The 12778-nt window shown below is 47.9% G+C and carries 16 protein-coding genes; 12 read left to right on the forward strand and 4 right to left on the reverse strand.

Annotated features, from left to right (window positions below; translation table 11 throughout):
- Positions 1-36 precede the first annotated feature (36 nt).
- From DVO77_RS19005 to DVO77_RS05920, 3 genes are all read left to right on the forward strand, one after another.
- On the forward strand, positions 37-207 hold the full coding sequence (locus DVO77_RS19005; RefSeq protein WP_162599185.1) for a hypothetical protein: 171 nt from the start codon (positions 37-39) through the stop codon (positions 205-207).
- A 31-nt stretch (positions 208-238) separates the two neighbouring features.
- Complete coding sequence (locus tag DVO77_RS05915) at positions 239-1510, forward strand: serine/threonine transporter (RefSeq protein ID WP_119977677.1); 1272 nt, start codon at positions 239-241, stop codon at positions 1508-1510.
- 63 nt (positions 1511-1573) lie between these two features.
- Positions 1574-2941: an L-serine ammonia-lyase gene (locus tag DVO77_RS05920; protein ID WP_119977678.1), complete on the forward strand. Its 1368-nt coding sequence runs from the start codon at positions 1574-1576 to the stop codon at positions 2939-2941.
- Between the two features lie 83 nt (positions 2942-3024).
- Here DVO77_RS05920 and DVO77_RS05925 read toward each other — a convergent pair whose 3' ends face one another.
- A complete protein-coding gene (locus DVO77_RS05925) occupies positions 3025-3468 on the reverse strand; it encodes a GNAT family N-acetyltransferase (RefSeq protein ID WP_110457322.1) in 444 nt (147 codons plus the stop codon).
- Between the two features lie 143 nt (positions 3469-3611).
- Here DVO77_RS05925 and DVO77_RS05930 point away from each other — a divergent pair, with 143 nt between their 5' ends.
- Both DVO77_RS05930 and DVO77_RS05935 read left to right on the forward strand, forming a co-directional pair.
- On the forward strand, positions 3612-3950 hold the full coding sequence (locus DVO77_RS05930) for a hypothetical protein (protein ID WP_249038112.1): 339 nt from the start codon (positions 3612-3614) through the stop codon (positions 3948-3950).
- A gap of 147 nt (positions 3951-4097) precedes the next feature.
- Complete coding sequence (locus tag DVO77_RS05935) at positions 4098-5417, forward strand: dicarboxylate/amino acid:cation symporter (protein WP_110457323.1); 1320 nt, start codon at positions 4098-4100, stop codon at positions 5415-5417.
- A gap of 125 nt (positions 5418-5542) precedes the next feature.
- Here the strand turns inward: DVO77_RS05935 and DVO77_RS05940 are convergent, their stop codons facing one another.
- On the reverse strand, positions 5543-5956 hold the full coding sequence (locus DVO77_RS05940; RefSeq protein ID WP_119977679.1) for an META domain-containing protein: 414 nt from the start codon (positions 5954-5956) through the stop codon (positions 5543-5545).
- 157 nt (positions 5957-6113) lie between these two features.
- Here DVO77_RS05940 and DVO77_RS05945 point away from each other — a divergent pair, with 157 nt between their 5' ends.
- On the forward strand, positions 6114-6320 hold the full coding sequence (locus DVO77_RS05945; protein ID WP_110457325.1) for a hypothetical protein: 207 nt from the start codon (positions 6114-6116) through the stop codon (positions 6318-6320).
- A gap of 16 nt (positions 6321-6336) precedes the next feature.
- Here the strand turns inward: DVO77_RS05945 and DVO77_RS05950 are convergent, their stop codons facing one another.
- Positions 6337-7314, reverse strand: a complete 978-nt coding sequence (locus DVO77_RS05950; RefSeq protein WP_119977680.1) for a GGDEF domain-containing protein — start codon at positions 7312-7314, stop codon at positions 6337-6339.
- A gap of 120 nt (positions 7315-7434) precedes the next feature.
- Here DVO77_RS05950 and DVO77_RS05955 point away from each other — a divergent pair, with 120 nt between their 5' ends.
- The 6 genes from DVO77_RS05955 to DVO77_RS05980 all read left to right on the forward strand — a co-directional run bounded on the left by DVO77_RS05955 (position 7435) and on the right by DVO77_RS05980 (position 11122).
- Complete coding sequence (locus DVO77_RS05955) at positions 7435-7992, forward strand: GNAT family N-acetyltransferase (RefSeq protein WP_119977681.1); 558 nt, start codon at positions 7435-7437, stop codon at positions 7990-7992.
- A gap of 68 nt (positions 7993-8060) precedes the next feature.
- Positions 8061-8426 (forward strand): hypothetical protein, encoded by a 366-nt coding sequence (locus DVO77_RS05960; RefSeq protein ID WP_119977682.1) that lies wholly within the window; start codon positions 8061-8063, stop codon positions 8424-8426.
- A 238-nt stretch (positions 8427-8664) separates the two neighbouring features.
- Positions 8665-9096 (forward strand): DUF3429 domain-containing protein, encoded by a 432-nt coding sequence (locus DVO77_RS05965; RefSeq protein ID WP_110457329.1) that lies wholly within the window; start codon positions 8665-8667, stop codon positions 9094-9096.
- Entirely contained in the window at positions 9097-9486 is a 390-nt protein-coding gene (locus tag DVO77_RS05970) for a thiol-disulfide oxidoreductase DCC family protein (protein ID WP_119977683.1), read from the forward strand. It begins immediately after the preceding gene.
- A complete protein-coding gene (locus DVO77_RS05975; protein WP_249038113.1) occupies positions 9483-10325 on the forward strand; it encodes an SDR family NAD(P)-dependent oxidoreductase in 843 nt (280 codons plus the stop codon). The genes DVO77_RS05970 and DVO77_RS05975 overlap by 4 nt, the downstream gene beginning before the upstream one ends.
- A gap of 164 nt (positions 10326-10489) precedes the next feature.
- Entirely contained in the window at positions 10490-11122 is a 633-nt protein-coding gene (locus DVO77_RS05980) for a flavin reductase family protein (protein WP_119977684.1), read from the forward strand.
- Positions 11123-11222: 100 nt separating this feature from the next.
- Here the strand turns inward: DVO77_RS05980 and metK are convergent, their stop codons facing one another.
- The gene (metK, locus tag DVO77_RS05985; protein ID WP_119977685.1) at positions 11223-12377 is read right to left on the reverse strand and encodes a methionine adenosyltransferase; all 1155 of its coding nucleotides are present in this window, start codon (positions 12375-12377) and stop codon (positions 11223-11225) included.
- Between the last annotated feature and the right edge of the window lie 401 nt (positions 12378-12778).

Below are 12778 nucleotides of genomic sequence, written 5' to 3' on the forward strand. Positions count from 1 at the left end.
TGGTAAGTGTATTTTGGTTGCTTACGGATTACCAATATGAAAAATTGCAACGGCATTATTTGGATGTCGATCACAATATTAGTGAATTCTGAAATTTCATTACGAAATACCGTGTCAGATCAATTTTTAGTGCGCTTTCTCCTATATTCTGTGACCGAATTTAGTCGTACTGCTGGGAAGATCCTAGTCAGTCGTAGCAATACATAAGGTGCTTTGAGCATCAATAAAGGTCACATTTATGCAAAATGAAGCGACAGTATCTCAAGTGTTAACCCCGGCTCCGTCGAAGTGGACCCGTACCGATACAACTTGGATGTTAAGCCTGTTTGGCACCGCGGTTGGTGCTGGTATTTTGTTCTTACCGATTAATGCCGGTATGGGCGGTTTTTGGCCTCTCGTGATGATGGCGTTGATCATTGGTCCCATGACCTATTTAGCCCATCGTGGCTTGTCCCGCTTTGTGTGTTCGTCACAAAAACAGGGCAGCGACATTACTCATGTAGTTGAGGAGTATTTTGGGGTGGGCGCGGGTAAAGCGATCACTGTGCTGTACTTTTTTGCGATTTATCCCATAGTTTTGATTTACGGCGTTGGTATTACCAATACCGTTGATAGCTTTATTGTCAATCAGTTGGGGATGGCATCGCCACCACGCTTCATTTTGTCAGGTGTGTTGATCTTAGCCATGATGGCGGTGATGGTGTCTGGTGAAAAGTTTATGCTTAAAGTGACTCAGCTATTGGTGTATCCATTAGTGGGCATCTTGGCTTTTATGTCCTTGTACCTCATCCCAAGCTGGAAAACCGACGCCTTGATGCAAGTGCCTGCAACCGCTGATTTCTTAGGCACTGTGTGGTTAACCATTCCGGTATTAGTGTTTGCCTTTAACCATTCACCAGCTATTTCACAGTTCTCTGTCTCTCTTAAGCGCGATCATGGTCAGAACGCGGCGAAAAAAGCCGATGTAATTTTGCGTAACACCAGCATGATGTTGGTGGGATTTGTGATGTTATTTGTGTTCTCTTGTGTGTTGTCACTCAGCCCTGAACAACTTGGCGAAGCGAAAGCGCAAAATTTACCTATCCTATCGTATTTAGCTAACGTGCATGCGAGCGGTTTTGTGAGCTACTTTGGCCCTATCATTGCGGTTATCGCGATTGTTTCTTCATTCTTTGGTCACTATTTGGGAGCGACAGAGGGGATGCGTGGCATCATCACTCAACAGCTTCGAAGTGCAGATAAGAAGGTGAGCGACAGTAAGATTGATAAGTTTGTCTTGGCATTTATGTTCCTAACCATCTGGGGAGTGGCCATTGTTAACCCAAGTATTCTGGGCATGATTGAAGCGTTAGGCGGGCCAATTATTGCGGCAATCTTATACCTAATGCCTATGTATGCCGTGTACAAGGTGCCAAGTTTGAAAGCCTACCGTGGCCGTATTAGCAATGTGTTTGTGATCATTGCAGGCTTGCTAGCAATGACGGCAATTATCTTTGGCATGCTGTCTTAAGATGTAGATTGAGGCCTCCAGTCAAGTGATGGCTGGGTGGCTTCACTAAGTGTAAGGTCTATTATGGTTAGCGCATTTGATATTTTTAAGATAGGCGTGGGCCCCTCGAGCTCACACACTGTCGGGCCGATGAAGGCCGCTAAAGGGTTTATTGACGACTTACGTCAACGAGGCGAGCTGACTCAACTCACACGAGTTACCGTAGATATTTACGGTTCCTTATCGTTAACGGGTAAGGGGCACCATACCGACAGTGCCATTATCATGGGGCTGGCAGGTAACTTACCTGAAACGGTCGATATTGATTTAATGCCAGAGTTTATTCGCCAAGTGGAGCTGACATCAGCATTACCACTGGGGGCAGAAGGTCACCGAGTCGACTTTCCTAAGGATGCGGTGGTGTTTCATCAACACGCCTTACCCCTGCATGAAAACGGCATGACGCTCAGTGCTTGGATAGGTGACACCTGCACCTACAGCCAAACCTATTATTCGATAGGTGGCGGCTTTATTGTCGATGAAGCCCATTTTGGTTTAGCCGCGGCCAATGAGGTTGTCGTGCCTTATCCCTTTGCGTATGCCAGCGACCTGCTGAAATTGTGCGATGAGACGGGCATGAGCATCAGTGCCATTATGATGGCCAACGAGAAGGTGCTGCGCAGTGAGCAGAGCATACTCGACGGATTTGGCGCGATTTGGCGCACCATGAAAGAAGGTATTGAGCGCGGTTGTCAGAACGAAGGGGTGTTGGCTGGGCCACTGCGCGTGCCACGTCGTGCGCCGGCGCTGTTTCGCCAGTTAGTGACTAACGAGCGTTTATCATCGGATCCTATGGTGATTGTTGATTGGATCAACATGTTTGCCTTAGCGGTGAGCGAAGAAAATGCCGCTGGTGGCCGCGTAGTCACATCGCCAACCAATGGTGCGGCGGGGATCATTCCGGCGGTGCTGGCCTATTACGATAAGTTTATTCAACCGGTTGGCGAGCAAGAGTATAGCCGCTTCTATCTTGCTGCTGGAGCCATTGGTGGCTTGTATAAGCGTAACGCCTCGATTTCGGGTGCCGAAGTTGGTTGTCAGGGGGAAGTGGGGGTTGCTTGCTCGATGGCGGCCGCTGGGCTTGCGGAGTTGATGGGCGCTAATCCTTCTCAGGTGTGTATTGCTGCCGAGATAGGTATGGAGCACAACTTAGGGTTAACTTGTGATCCGGTTGCAGGCCAAGTGCAGGTACCTTGTATCGAGCGTAATGCGATTGCTGCGGTTAAGGCGATTAACGCTACTCGCATGGCGATGCGCCGTAACAGCGAACCCAGAGTCAGTTTAGATAAGGTGATTGCCACCATGTACGAAACTGGCAAAGATATGAATGTTAAATACCGGGAAACCAGCCAAGGTGGCTTGGCGATTAAGGTCACCAGTATTTGTGCCTAGTCGTTAGATAATGGCTAACGCTGGAGAGAAAACGCCCCAATGACGATAAAGTGATTGGGGCGTTTTTTGTTGCTGCAGTTAGGCTATTTCTCTTCGTACATCAGATAGTAGCTTTGCTGCATCCCCAAGGCCTGATAGGTCAGTTGTGCCTGAGTGTTTTCCTGTTCGACATACAACCTAAAGCTGGCGGCGCCGCCATTTTGCTCGGCAATATCCTTCACCGCTTGATAGAGTTTGGCGTAAATCCCTTGACGGCGATTCTGCGGGCGAATATAGACGCTCTGGATCCAGTAGTAATCTTTGGCGCGCCAATCACTCCACTCAAAAGTGACCATCAGCGACCCTAAAATCTCACCCTCTGCTTCGGCCACCAGATAAAAACCTTTTTCTGGTGTTTCAAGTAGGGTGTTAACGCCCATTGACAGTACCTGTTCATCGAGAGTTAACCCTTCGGTTTCATAGGCCATCGCCTGATTAAACTGCACTAAGGCATTCAGATCTGATAATTGGCCTTGTCTAATTTGCATACTTCTCTCCTTTCAATAAGGCCGCTACTTTAGCATGCTTTGGTAGCGAAATTGAGTGCAATATTGTCGACCCCGTCTACGACTAAAGTCTCATTCTGCTAAACTTTAATGACATGATAAATCCTCTTGTGAAAGGTGAAAACATGCGGCAACGTAAACCCAATAGGGGGTATTACTATGGTGTTAAGTCGGCGAGATATTGTACTAGTAACCATCATAAAATCAGGCTGTTAATCAATAAAAACTATCAAGGTGACAGGGTTCGTCATCGGCTGCATTTTATGCTAACCCTGTTAAGTTTCGGCTTGTGGGGCATAGTATGGTGGCAACTGATATTGAAGTCACAAGGTCGGCAAGGGCAGTTTTTTCATGGCTTTGACGATGCCTATTGGAGCCATTTAATCGAGCGTGAGCAACCGCCCGCCGCGCTGCATCAATTACACTTTGACCAACAGGGCCCACGGGGGCAATTCGACGCTTAACTGACTGTGATGTGGATAGGGTACAACCAAAGTATTATGTGCTAATATCGCCGGCCTAATTGTGCTTTGACGGCTAACCACCTCGGCGTATCGCGCTAGCAGAGGCTTAGTCCCAGGCTTACTCTCTCTATACTCAAGGTTGATAACATGTCTCGAAAATCCTCATCTTGGCTAGGCCGCGCTTGGTCTGGCTGGATGTCTGTGCCTTTGTGGCTGCAAATTCTTATTGGTATGCTACTTGGGATCACCGTCGGTATCGGTTTAGGTGAACAGGCTGTGGTGTTAAAGCCCATAGGTACTTTGTTTGTTAACACCATTAAAATGCTTATCGTGCCGTTAGTCTTTTGCTCGTTAATTGTCGGCGTCACCTCGATGCAAGATACCGCCAAGATGGGGCGCATTGGCTTTAAGTCGTTCGCTTTCTATTTAGGTACCACATCGATTGCGATCACTGTTGGTCTGGCGGTGGGCTATATTTTGCAGCCGGGTGCGGGCCTAAATATGACGCCCGATGCTGGCGTCGCGGTCGCGAAAGAGGTGCCGTCTGTGATGCAAACCTTGATCAATATCGTGCCGACTAATCCCGTGGCGGCGTTAGCAAATGGTCAAATTTTACAGGTGATCGTGTTTGCGGTGGCGCTGGGGATCGCCTTGGTATTGATTGGCGATCATGGCAAACCTGCGATTAAGGTGTTTGAGTCATTGGCCGAGGCCATGTACAAGCTTACCGATATGATCATGAAGCTGGCACCTTATGGGGTATTTGGCTTAATGGCGTGGGTTGCTGGCCAATACGGTGTCGATATGTTGATGCCGCTAATCAAGGTGATTGTGGCTGTTTACCTAGGTTGTGCGCTGCATATTATCGGTTTTTACAGCCTAGTGCTGACGACGGTGGCTAAACTTAATCCATTACAGTTCTTTAAAGGCATTCGTAGCGCTTTAGCCGTTGCCTATACCACATCTAGCTCGGCGGGCACCTTACCTGCCAGTATGAAGTGTGCCAGTGACTCTTTAGGTATTAATAAGAAGATCTCCAGCTTTGTCTTGCCACTGGGGACCACCATTAATATGGATGGCACCGCCTTATATCAAGGGGTGACAGCGCTATTTGTGGCTCAGGCCTTTGGCATTGATTTAACGTGGGTGGATTACATCACCATTATTTTAACCGCGACATTAGCCTCCATTGGCACCGCGGGTGTGCCTGGAGCCGGGCTGGTGATGCTGACCTTAGTGTTAACCACTGTTGGCTTACCACTAGAGGGCGTTGCGATCATTGCCGGTATCGATCGTGTGTTGGATATGGCGCGTACGGTTGTTAATGTCTCGGGTGACTTAGTGGCCACGACCGTTATCGCTAAGTCTGAAAATGAGCTGGATATTGAGCATTACAATGCCGATGCCGAGCAAAGCCAGATCATGGCCGATAAGGTTGAGCAGACGGCACTGGAAAAAGCCAGTTAGACGCTGTGCTTCGCTATGTGTAGATGTTCTTAATCTAGCACTCATGCATCAAAAACTGCTGCATAAAAAAACCGCCGGGATGGCGGTTTTTTATGGGGTAATAACGCAATAGGTGTAGCGAGTAGTTATTGCTTGCTTAGCACCAGTTGAGCTTCACCTTCGGCATCTTTAAGGAGCAACTTGCCATTTGCAGACTCAGCGGTGGTGATTTTGCTCATCGCTTGCATCACGCGCTGCTCTTGGCTCATTAAGGCTTCGATACACGCTTTCATGGTGCTGCCCGCTGGCGATAAGGTGAGCTGCGTGCCTTCAAGCTTATATTGGCCAAAAAACTGATTACAACTGTTGTTACCACTCAAGGTGCCATCGGCGGCAAAGATCAGCTGCGCCGGGCTATAATCGATAACGCTTTGACCTTGGGCGGCTTCAATATGCCACGTCCCTTCAATAGCGATAGTGGGCGTGTCGACGGATGTGCTTGTTTGACAAGCGGATAAGCCAAGTAAGGCACTGGCAATAAATAAAATCTTCTTTGACATGATAGAATCCATAAAAATTGAACCGACTATTCTGACAATGTTAATCAGATTAAAAAAGGGTGATTAACGGTTTTTAAGATGATTTTTTATTTATACAGATTTTACTTGACGATAGCCAAATTTAATTATCCTCCGATGGCATAAGGAATACAAAAAGATGATGACTGCACTCAAAATAGCCCATTGGGTTGGTGTCTTAATGCTGTTGGTCGGGCTGGCGATTTACGGTTTTACCTCCCTGACACAGCAGATCGGCGGCATGTTACTGGTGTCGAGCCTGATTGGTCTTGGCCTAGTGTTAATGTCACCATTCCCCATTGTGCTGTTTATTCAATGGGGTCAAAAACAAGAAAAACAAGACTAATGTTGAGCACTGCTGCTTAGCTTAGCCCATGGTTAAAATTTATCGAGTTTGGGTCATCTTGTGTGTGGGCTTGCTGCGAGCGCAGTTGGCTTTTGGCCAGAGCTAACATGGGCGCGAGTTTGGCCGAGGACTCGGGCGCAAAAAAGGCGCTGCCTGAATCGAGCTGCAATAATCCATTTTGTTGTTTAAGGCTTTTTTTGACCCGCATGACGATGTGGTTGAGATCGCGCTCGGAATCGATAAATATCAACACCACAAATTGCGATTGATTATAGTGAGCGGCGATATCTGCGGTACGAATGGTGTCTTGAATAATGTTGCCCAGCAATCGAGTATGTTTATGTTCAATCACACTCAGCGCTGGTGGTGTTGGAGTTAGCTCAAACAGTAATATTCCTGCATGGGCGCCAAAGCGTCTGCCCAAATTTAGCTGCCTAGGCGCCATCATAATAAAGCCATAATGATTTAGCATGCCGGTTTCACGGTCGCGCATCGATAAAGACTCAATTCGCTGGCTTTGACACAATAAAGCCAAATCTTGCTGCAATAATATCTGAAACGGCTCGAGCATAAATGCATTGATATTAATCGATTCATCGCCTTGGGTATTGAGCACGCACAGGCAGCCAAAAACGGTGCCGTCAGGCCAATGTAACGGCCGAGATAATATGTTACGCGCCGAGGCGAAATCGTTTGGGAGTGGAATATTTTGACCGCTAAAGTCTATATTAGTACCGTCGGGTTGGTTGTTCGATAAGCGATTGAATAGGCTTAAATCTGCTGGGTAAACGGTACCTGCGAGGTATTTACGGGAATCGTTAATTGAGCTGACAATCACCTCAAAACCCAGAGCGGTTTGCTGTACCACAAAAGCCACTTCAGCTTGATAGTAACGTTTCATCAGTTCACATTGATGCATCCAGCGGACTAAGTTTATCTGGGTGTTATCGTTTTCAAGTATACTGGCGCCGGTATCGATATTTTCTGGCAACATGGGGCAACTGAACCATCAAGGTAAAAGTAGCTTAATTGTGGTCGCGGAAGCGGTATTTAGCAAATCCTCCGCCAAGAGCGCAGAGGGTACTTTTTTAGTCGATAAGTTAACGAGAAATCCATGTTAGTAAGACGGGCTCAACTGGCCGACGCTGCGGCGATTGCATTATTAGAACGTGAGCAAATAGAAGCCGAATTAGATCCTAGCCAGCGCGGTGGCGTCATGACGGGGCAAGCCTTTTCGGCGGCCGACATTAAGGTGTTAATCGAGCAGCATTGGATTGTGGTCGCCGAGCAACAAGGTGTACTGATAGGTTATGTGATTGCCGGTAGTTGGTCGTTCTTTGAGTCGTGGCCTATTTATCGCCGCTTACTAAGCCACTTAGGTGAGCATAGCATGGGCAACACTCGCTTGAGTAAACACAATTGTTGCCAGTATGGCCCCATTTGGATCAATCCCCACCATCGTGGCCAAGGCCTGTTTAGCGCTTTGGTGACGCAGTTAAAGCAAGAAGTGAGCTCCCATTACCCCTTTATGTTGACCTTTATTGCCGAAGAGAATGAACACTCATTTAATGCCCATACCCACAAGGCGGCGATGCATGTGGTCGACTTTTTTGGTTTTGATGGTCGAGACTATTACTTACTTGCCTGTGCCAGCCACACATCACCCAAGTGAATGTTTGGCAACCCATATGCTAAGATGACTCCCCCTAGTTGCATGATCCATTGTTCGAGGAAATGACCATGGCACCCGTATCCCTGCCCCCTTTTGTGCAAGGCTTATTGCAGCCCTACGCCCAGTTACGGTTGAGCGCTTATGATAATGTGAAGCTCATTCGCGCCCTGTTAGCCGAGCAAGGTAAGGAGTGTGACTGTTGGCTAGTGCCCTTTACATGGGAGAATCAACAGGCTCGTGAGCGTTATTTGGTGTGTTATCAGCAGCATTGGCTCGATTGCGGTTGGAGTAACGATTACAGCGCCGCAATTGCCGTCGCCGAGACACCAAGCGCCGCGCAATTGGCTTTAGCCAAGACAGTGTCTGCGCCCACCTTAACGCTGCAACAGGTCTCTTTTATGTGTATGCAATACAGCCACTTTGACCATTGTTAAGTGTGTGCTGGGTTATCTAGCTTCCCCCTGCGCTTAGCTCATCACTTGGCTCGCTAGCGTACTCTCCACCCTCAATATCGTCGTCAGCGACTTATCGCTAATAGTCCTCGTTAACCCGTAGAATTAAGGCCCGCTCCACCGTCTATTGTGCCGCTGCCATTGATACTGACGCTGCAATGGTGATCGCTGCACCCACCTTGCACGTAATACCTCTATTTACTGTCAGCAGAGCGTATCTATGTCTACCACCTATTCGATGTTGGGCTACGCGGGATTATTGCCTTTTATCATCTGCACCGTTTTTATCTTGATGGGGATGCCGTTATTGTCCCTAAACCCCTTTATGCTGTTTGTCAGTTACAGTGCGGTTATCCTCTCTTTTTTGGCGGGCAGCTTATGGGGGCGACAAACCCATCAAGCCAACGGTATCAGCGATGATAGGCAGCTGATCACCAGTAATGTGATAAGCGTGTTGGCTTGGCTGGCGATCATCATTAATCAGTTATATGTCTCCTTGCTGATCTTAATGTACGGCTATGTGGTGATGTACCTAAAAGATAAGCGTCAATGTGAGCAGAAGGTGATTGCCGATGACTATATGGCGCTAAGGGCGCGATTAACGGCGGTCGCACTGGCGTGCCATTTGATTATTATTGTGCTGGGGGAGTAGATGAAACTGCGTATTTTCTATGATAGCCAATGTCCGCTGTGCGCCGCCGAAATGGCCAAACTGAGTCGCTGCGACAAGGCGGGGGTAATTGAACTTGCCGATTTAGCCGACGTTAATTTTGCCGAGCAATACCCACACATCGACGCGCAATATGCCAATCAGATATTACAGGGGGAAACCGACAAGGGCGAAATATTGCAAGGGCTGGATGTGACTTATTTGGCCTGGTCGCTGGTGGGAAAAAAGCATTATGTGGCACCGTTACACTGGCCGATGGTTAGGCCAGTGGCCGATTTTCTCTACCTTAAATTTGCCAAGCACAGGCATAAGGTGTCTTATCTGCTGACAGGCAAAAAACGCTGCGACAGTGGCCGCTGCGGCATATCATGAGTGGCGCGGATCAAGCGAAAGGCAATGCGTTAATGACACAGAGCGAATTAATCAAAGACTGTGCATTAGTGATCGGTGCCAGCAGTGGTATTGCCAAAGCGCTAATAACCCAGTTGCGCCAAGAATGTCCGGTTATCGCTATCAGTCGCCGCCATGGGCATGATGCCAACACCGACCATAATAACATTGGTCATTATCATGGCAGTGGCGAGGCGATTCACGCTCCAAGCCGTCACCACAGCGGTCATCATAGCCTTGAGTATTACCGCTGTGACAATAGCGATAGCGCCATCGCTGGGATAATTGCAGCGCTGATGAGCCGTCAGCTGCGGGTCACACGGGTGTACATTTTTAACGGCGTGCTGCATCAAGCTGGTCTGAGACCTGAGAAACGTCTAGAGGAGATAAGCGCCGAGTCGATGCAAACCCTGTTTCATATTAATAGTGTTATCCCCATGCTTTGGCTCAAGCATCTATTGCCGTTGGTGAAAGGTCAAACGCCCTGCGTGGTGACTGTGCTGAGCGCCCGCATCGCGAGTATTAGCGACAATCGTTTAGGCGGTTGGTATAGCTACCGCGCCTCAAAAGCTGCGCTGAATATGTTGTTGCAAACGGCGGCTGTGGAGTACGCCAGACGGGCTAAGAATGTCGCCTTGTTGGCGTTTCACCCTGGGACCACCGACACCGAACTATCCAAGCCATTTCAACAAAATGTCGCTAAAGAGAAACTCTTTACCACCGAATTTGTCAGCCAGCGTCTGCTTAAGGTTAGCTCCGGTCTTACACCATCACCCCAAGCTTATTTTATCGATTGGAATGGGGCGACTATTTCGTGGTAAGGCCGTTATTACTTAGCGTTAGGGTTTTATCGCGTGAGGGTTTTATTGAGCCATTGTTGTCTATCGCCAATCTAAATAACCAATCTAGGTAACTAATTTAAATAACTAATCTAGGTAACTAATTTAAGTAAACAAGTCTAAGTAAACAAGGAAAATATTCTGTAATGCATATTAGTCATGATTCATTAAGCCAATTAGAGCGCCGTTACCGCGCGCAGTTAATCAATAGTTTGTCTGGGTTTAAAAGCGCTAACCTTATCGGTACCCAAGACACTTTTGGGCGCACTAATTTGGCCATCATTAGCTCAGTATTTCATTTAGGCGCCGATCCTGCGCTGGTGGGGTTTATTAGCCGTCCAGATACGGTGCAGCGAGATACCTTAGCTAACATTATTGCCACCGGCAGTTACACCATTAATCAGGTGAATAGCGATATTTGGCAGCAAGCGCATCAAACTTCGGCGCGCTACGACAGCGGCCAGTGTGAATTTAATGAGGTGGGGCTGACCCCGTTGCATCAACCACAAGTGGTGGCGCCCTTTGTGGCCGAGAGTCGATTAAAATATGCTGTGAAGTTAGAAAGTTATCAAACTATCGAACTTAACCAAACCCTGTTAGTGATAGGCCGAATCACCGATATTTGGCTCGATGATGTGGCGCTTAACCCCGACGGCAATATTGACATTGAAAGCTTAAATACCGTCTGCGTATCGGGCCTCGATTGCTACCATACGACCGAGCGGTTGGGGCGGCTGAGCTATGCTAAGCCAGATAAGCCATCGGTTATCATCGATTAATGTGCGCAGCCTGTGGCAAGATCCAGTCACAACACTCTGCTACAAAAAACAGCCACAAAAAAACCGCCATATTGGCGGTTTTTTAATGAGCTTGCTGCGATTATAGCTTAGCGTCGGCGCGAAGGGCTTCAGCTTTATCGGTGCGCTCCCAAGGGAACTCGTTACGACCAAAGTGACCGTAAGCCGCAGTGGCTTGATAGATTGGACGAGCCAGATCTAACATTTCGGTTAGGCCGTATGGGCGCAGGTCGAAATGCTGACGAACCAGCTTGATCAAGAGATCTTCAGACACTTTACCGGTACCGAAGGTCTCAACACTGATAGAGGTCGGCTCAGCGACACCGATAGCGTAAGACACTTGGATCTCACAGCGATCGGCAAGGCCTGCAGCAACGATGTTCTTAGCCACATAGCGCGCCGCGTATGCTGCACTACGGTCAACTTTCGATGGATCTTTACCAGAGAAAGCACCACCACCATGACGCGCCATACCGCCGTAAGTATCGACGATAATTTTACGACCCGTTAGACCACAATCACCAACAGGACCACCGATAACGAAACGGCCAGTCGGGTTGATGAAGTACTTAGTCTCTTTAGATAACCATTTAGCAGGTAATACCGGCTTAATGATGGTTTCCATCACACCTTCAATTAAGTCTGACTGGCTTACATCTTCACGGTGCTGAGTAGACAGGACAACCGCGTCGATGCCAGCAATGCTGCCATCGCTGTTATAAGCAAAAGTGACCTGACTTTTCGCATCTGGACGTAACCAGGGTAGGGTGTTGTCTTTACGCACTTCAGATTGACGCTTAACCAACTTATGCGAGTAAGTGATCGGAGCTGGCATCAATACGTCGGTTTCGTTGTTGGCATAGCCAAACATTAACCCTTGGTCGCCAGCGCCTTGCTCTTTAGGATCGGCGCGATCAACACCTTGGTTGATATCAGGAGACTGCTTACCTATGGCATTTAATACGGCACAAGAATCGGCGTCAAAGCCCATATCTGAGTGGGTATAGCCGATTTCACGGACGGTCTTACGGGTGATCTCTTCGATATCAACCCAAGCCGAGGTGGTCACTTCACCGCCCACCAAGACCATGCCGGTTTTGACGTATGTTTCACACGCCACGCGCGCCTTAGGATCTTGCTCTAAGATCGCGTCGAGTACCGCATCAGAAATTTGATCGGCGATTTTATCTGGATGACCTTCTGAGACCGACTCAGAGGTAAACAAGTGCTTTGCCATAGTGGAAAATCTCGTCTGTAAACAATTTGATTATGTAGAAGTATCTACATCTAGACGGCCATTTTAGTGGAAAATACGCTAGATAACACCCCCTTCGATAAAAATTGTGGGGTAAAGCCCAGTAAACTATCACTTACTCAGGCCGGCAGTAAAGATATGCCTGCAGGTAACAATCTGTAATTCATCATCTATTTATCGTTTTTTTATGGTTTTACCCGCGACTTACAGGGCGTGATTTTTTGCGCTATCGCCGCGCAGTTATTGCATGAGACGCTGCGAGTCATGACGTAGTGTTAGGTGTTTTGCGTAAAGATGCTTACTAAGTGTTAACAATGGGTTTGCAAAATGGAGTAAAAAACGTGCAAGCGCTAAATGTCACGTTAACGGATATGCCCAGATTG

Source organism: Shewanella algidipiscicola (assembly GCF_003605125.1).
In the GTDB taxonomy this organism is placed as follows: Bacteria; Pseudomonadota; Gammaproteobacteria; order Enterobacterales; family Shewanellaceae; genus Shewanella; species Shewanella algidipiscicola.

Coding starts and splice junctions, on each gene's coding strand:
- DVO77_RS19005 (WP_162599185.1), top strand. CDS start 37: ATGAAAAATTGCAACGGCATTATTTGGATGTCGATCACAATATTAGTG.
- DVO77_RS05915 (WP_119977677.1), top strand. CDS start 239: ATGCAAAATGAAGCGACAGTATCTCAAGTGTTAACCCCGGCTCCGTCG.
- DVO77_RS05920 (WP_119977678.1), top strand. CDS start 1,574: ATGGTTAGCGCATTTGATATTTTTAAGATAGGCGTGGGCCCCTCGAGC.
- DVO77_RS05925 (WP_110457322.1), bottom strand. CDS start 3,468: ATGCAAATTAGACAAGGCCAATTATCAGATCTGAATGCCTTAGTGCAG.
- DVO77_RS05930 (WP_249038112.1), top strand. CDS start 3,612: ATGCGGCAACGTAAACCCAATAGGGGGTATTACTATGGTGTTAAGTCG.
- DVO77_RS05935 (WP_110457323.1), top strand. CDS start 4,098: ATGTCTCGAAAATCCTCATCTTGGCTAGGCCGCGCTTGGTCTGGCTGG.
- DVO77_RS05940 (WP_119977679.1), bottom strand. CDS start 5,956: ATGTCAAAGAAGATTTTATTTATTGCCAGTGCCTTACTTGGCTTATCC.
- DVO77_RS05945 (WP_110457325.1), top strand. CDS start 6,114: ATGATGACTGCACTCAAAATAGCCCATTGGGTTGGTGTCTTAATGCTG.
- DVO77_RS05950 (WP_119977680.1), bottom strand. CDS start 7,314: ATGTTGCCAGAAAATATCGATACCGGCGCCAGTATACTTGAAAACGAT.
- DVO77_RS05955 (WP_119977681.1), top strand. CDS start 7,435: ATGTTAGTAAGACGGGCTCAACTGGCCGACGCTGCGGCGATTGCATTA.
- DVO77_RS05960 (WP_119977682.1), top strand. CDS start 8,061: ATGGCACCCGTATCCCTGCCCCCTTTTGTGCAAGGCTTATTGCAGCCC.
- DVO77_RS05965 (WP_110457329.1), top strand. CDS start 8,665: ATGTCTACCACCTATTCGATGTTGGGCTACGCGGGATTATTGCCTTTT.
- DVO77_RS05970 (WP_119977683.1), top strand. CDS start 9,097: ATGAAACTGCGTATTTTCTATGATAGCCAATGTCCGCTGTGCGCCGCC.
- DVO77_RS05975 (WP_249038113.1), top strand. CDS start 9,483: ATGAGTGGCGCGGATCAAGCGAAAGGCAATGCGTTAATGACACAGAGC.
- DVO77_RS05980 (WP_119977684.1), top strand. CDS start 10,490: ATGCATATTAGTCATGATTCATTAAGCCAATTAGAGCGCCGTTACCGC.
- metK (WP_119977685.1), bottom strand. CDS start 12,377: ATGGCAAAGCACTTGTTTACCTCTGAGTCGGTCTCAGAAGGTCATCCA.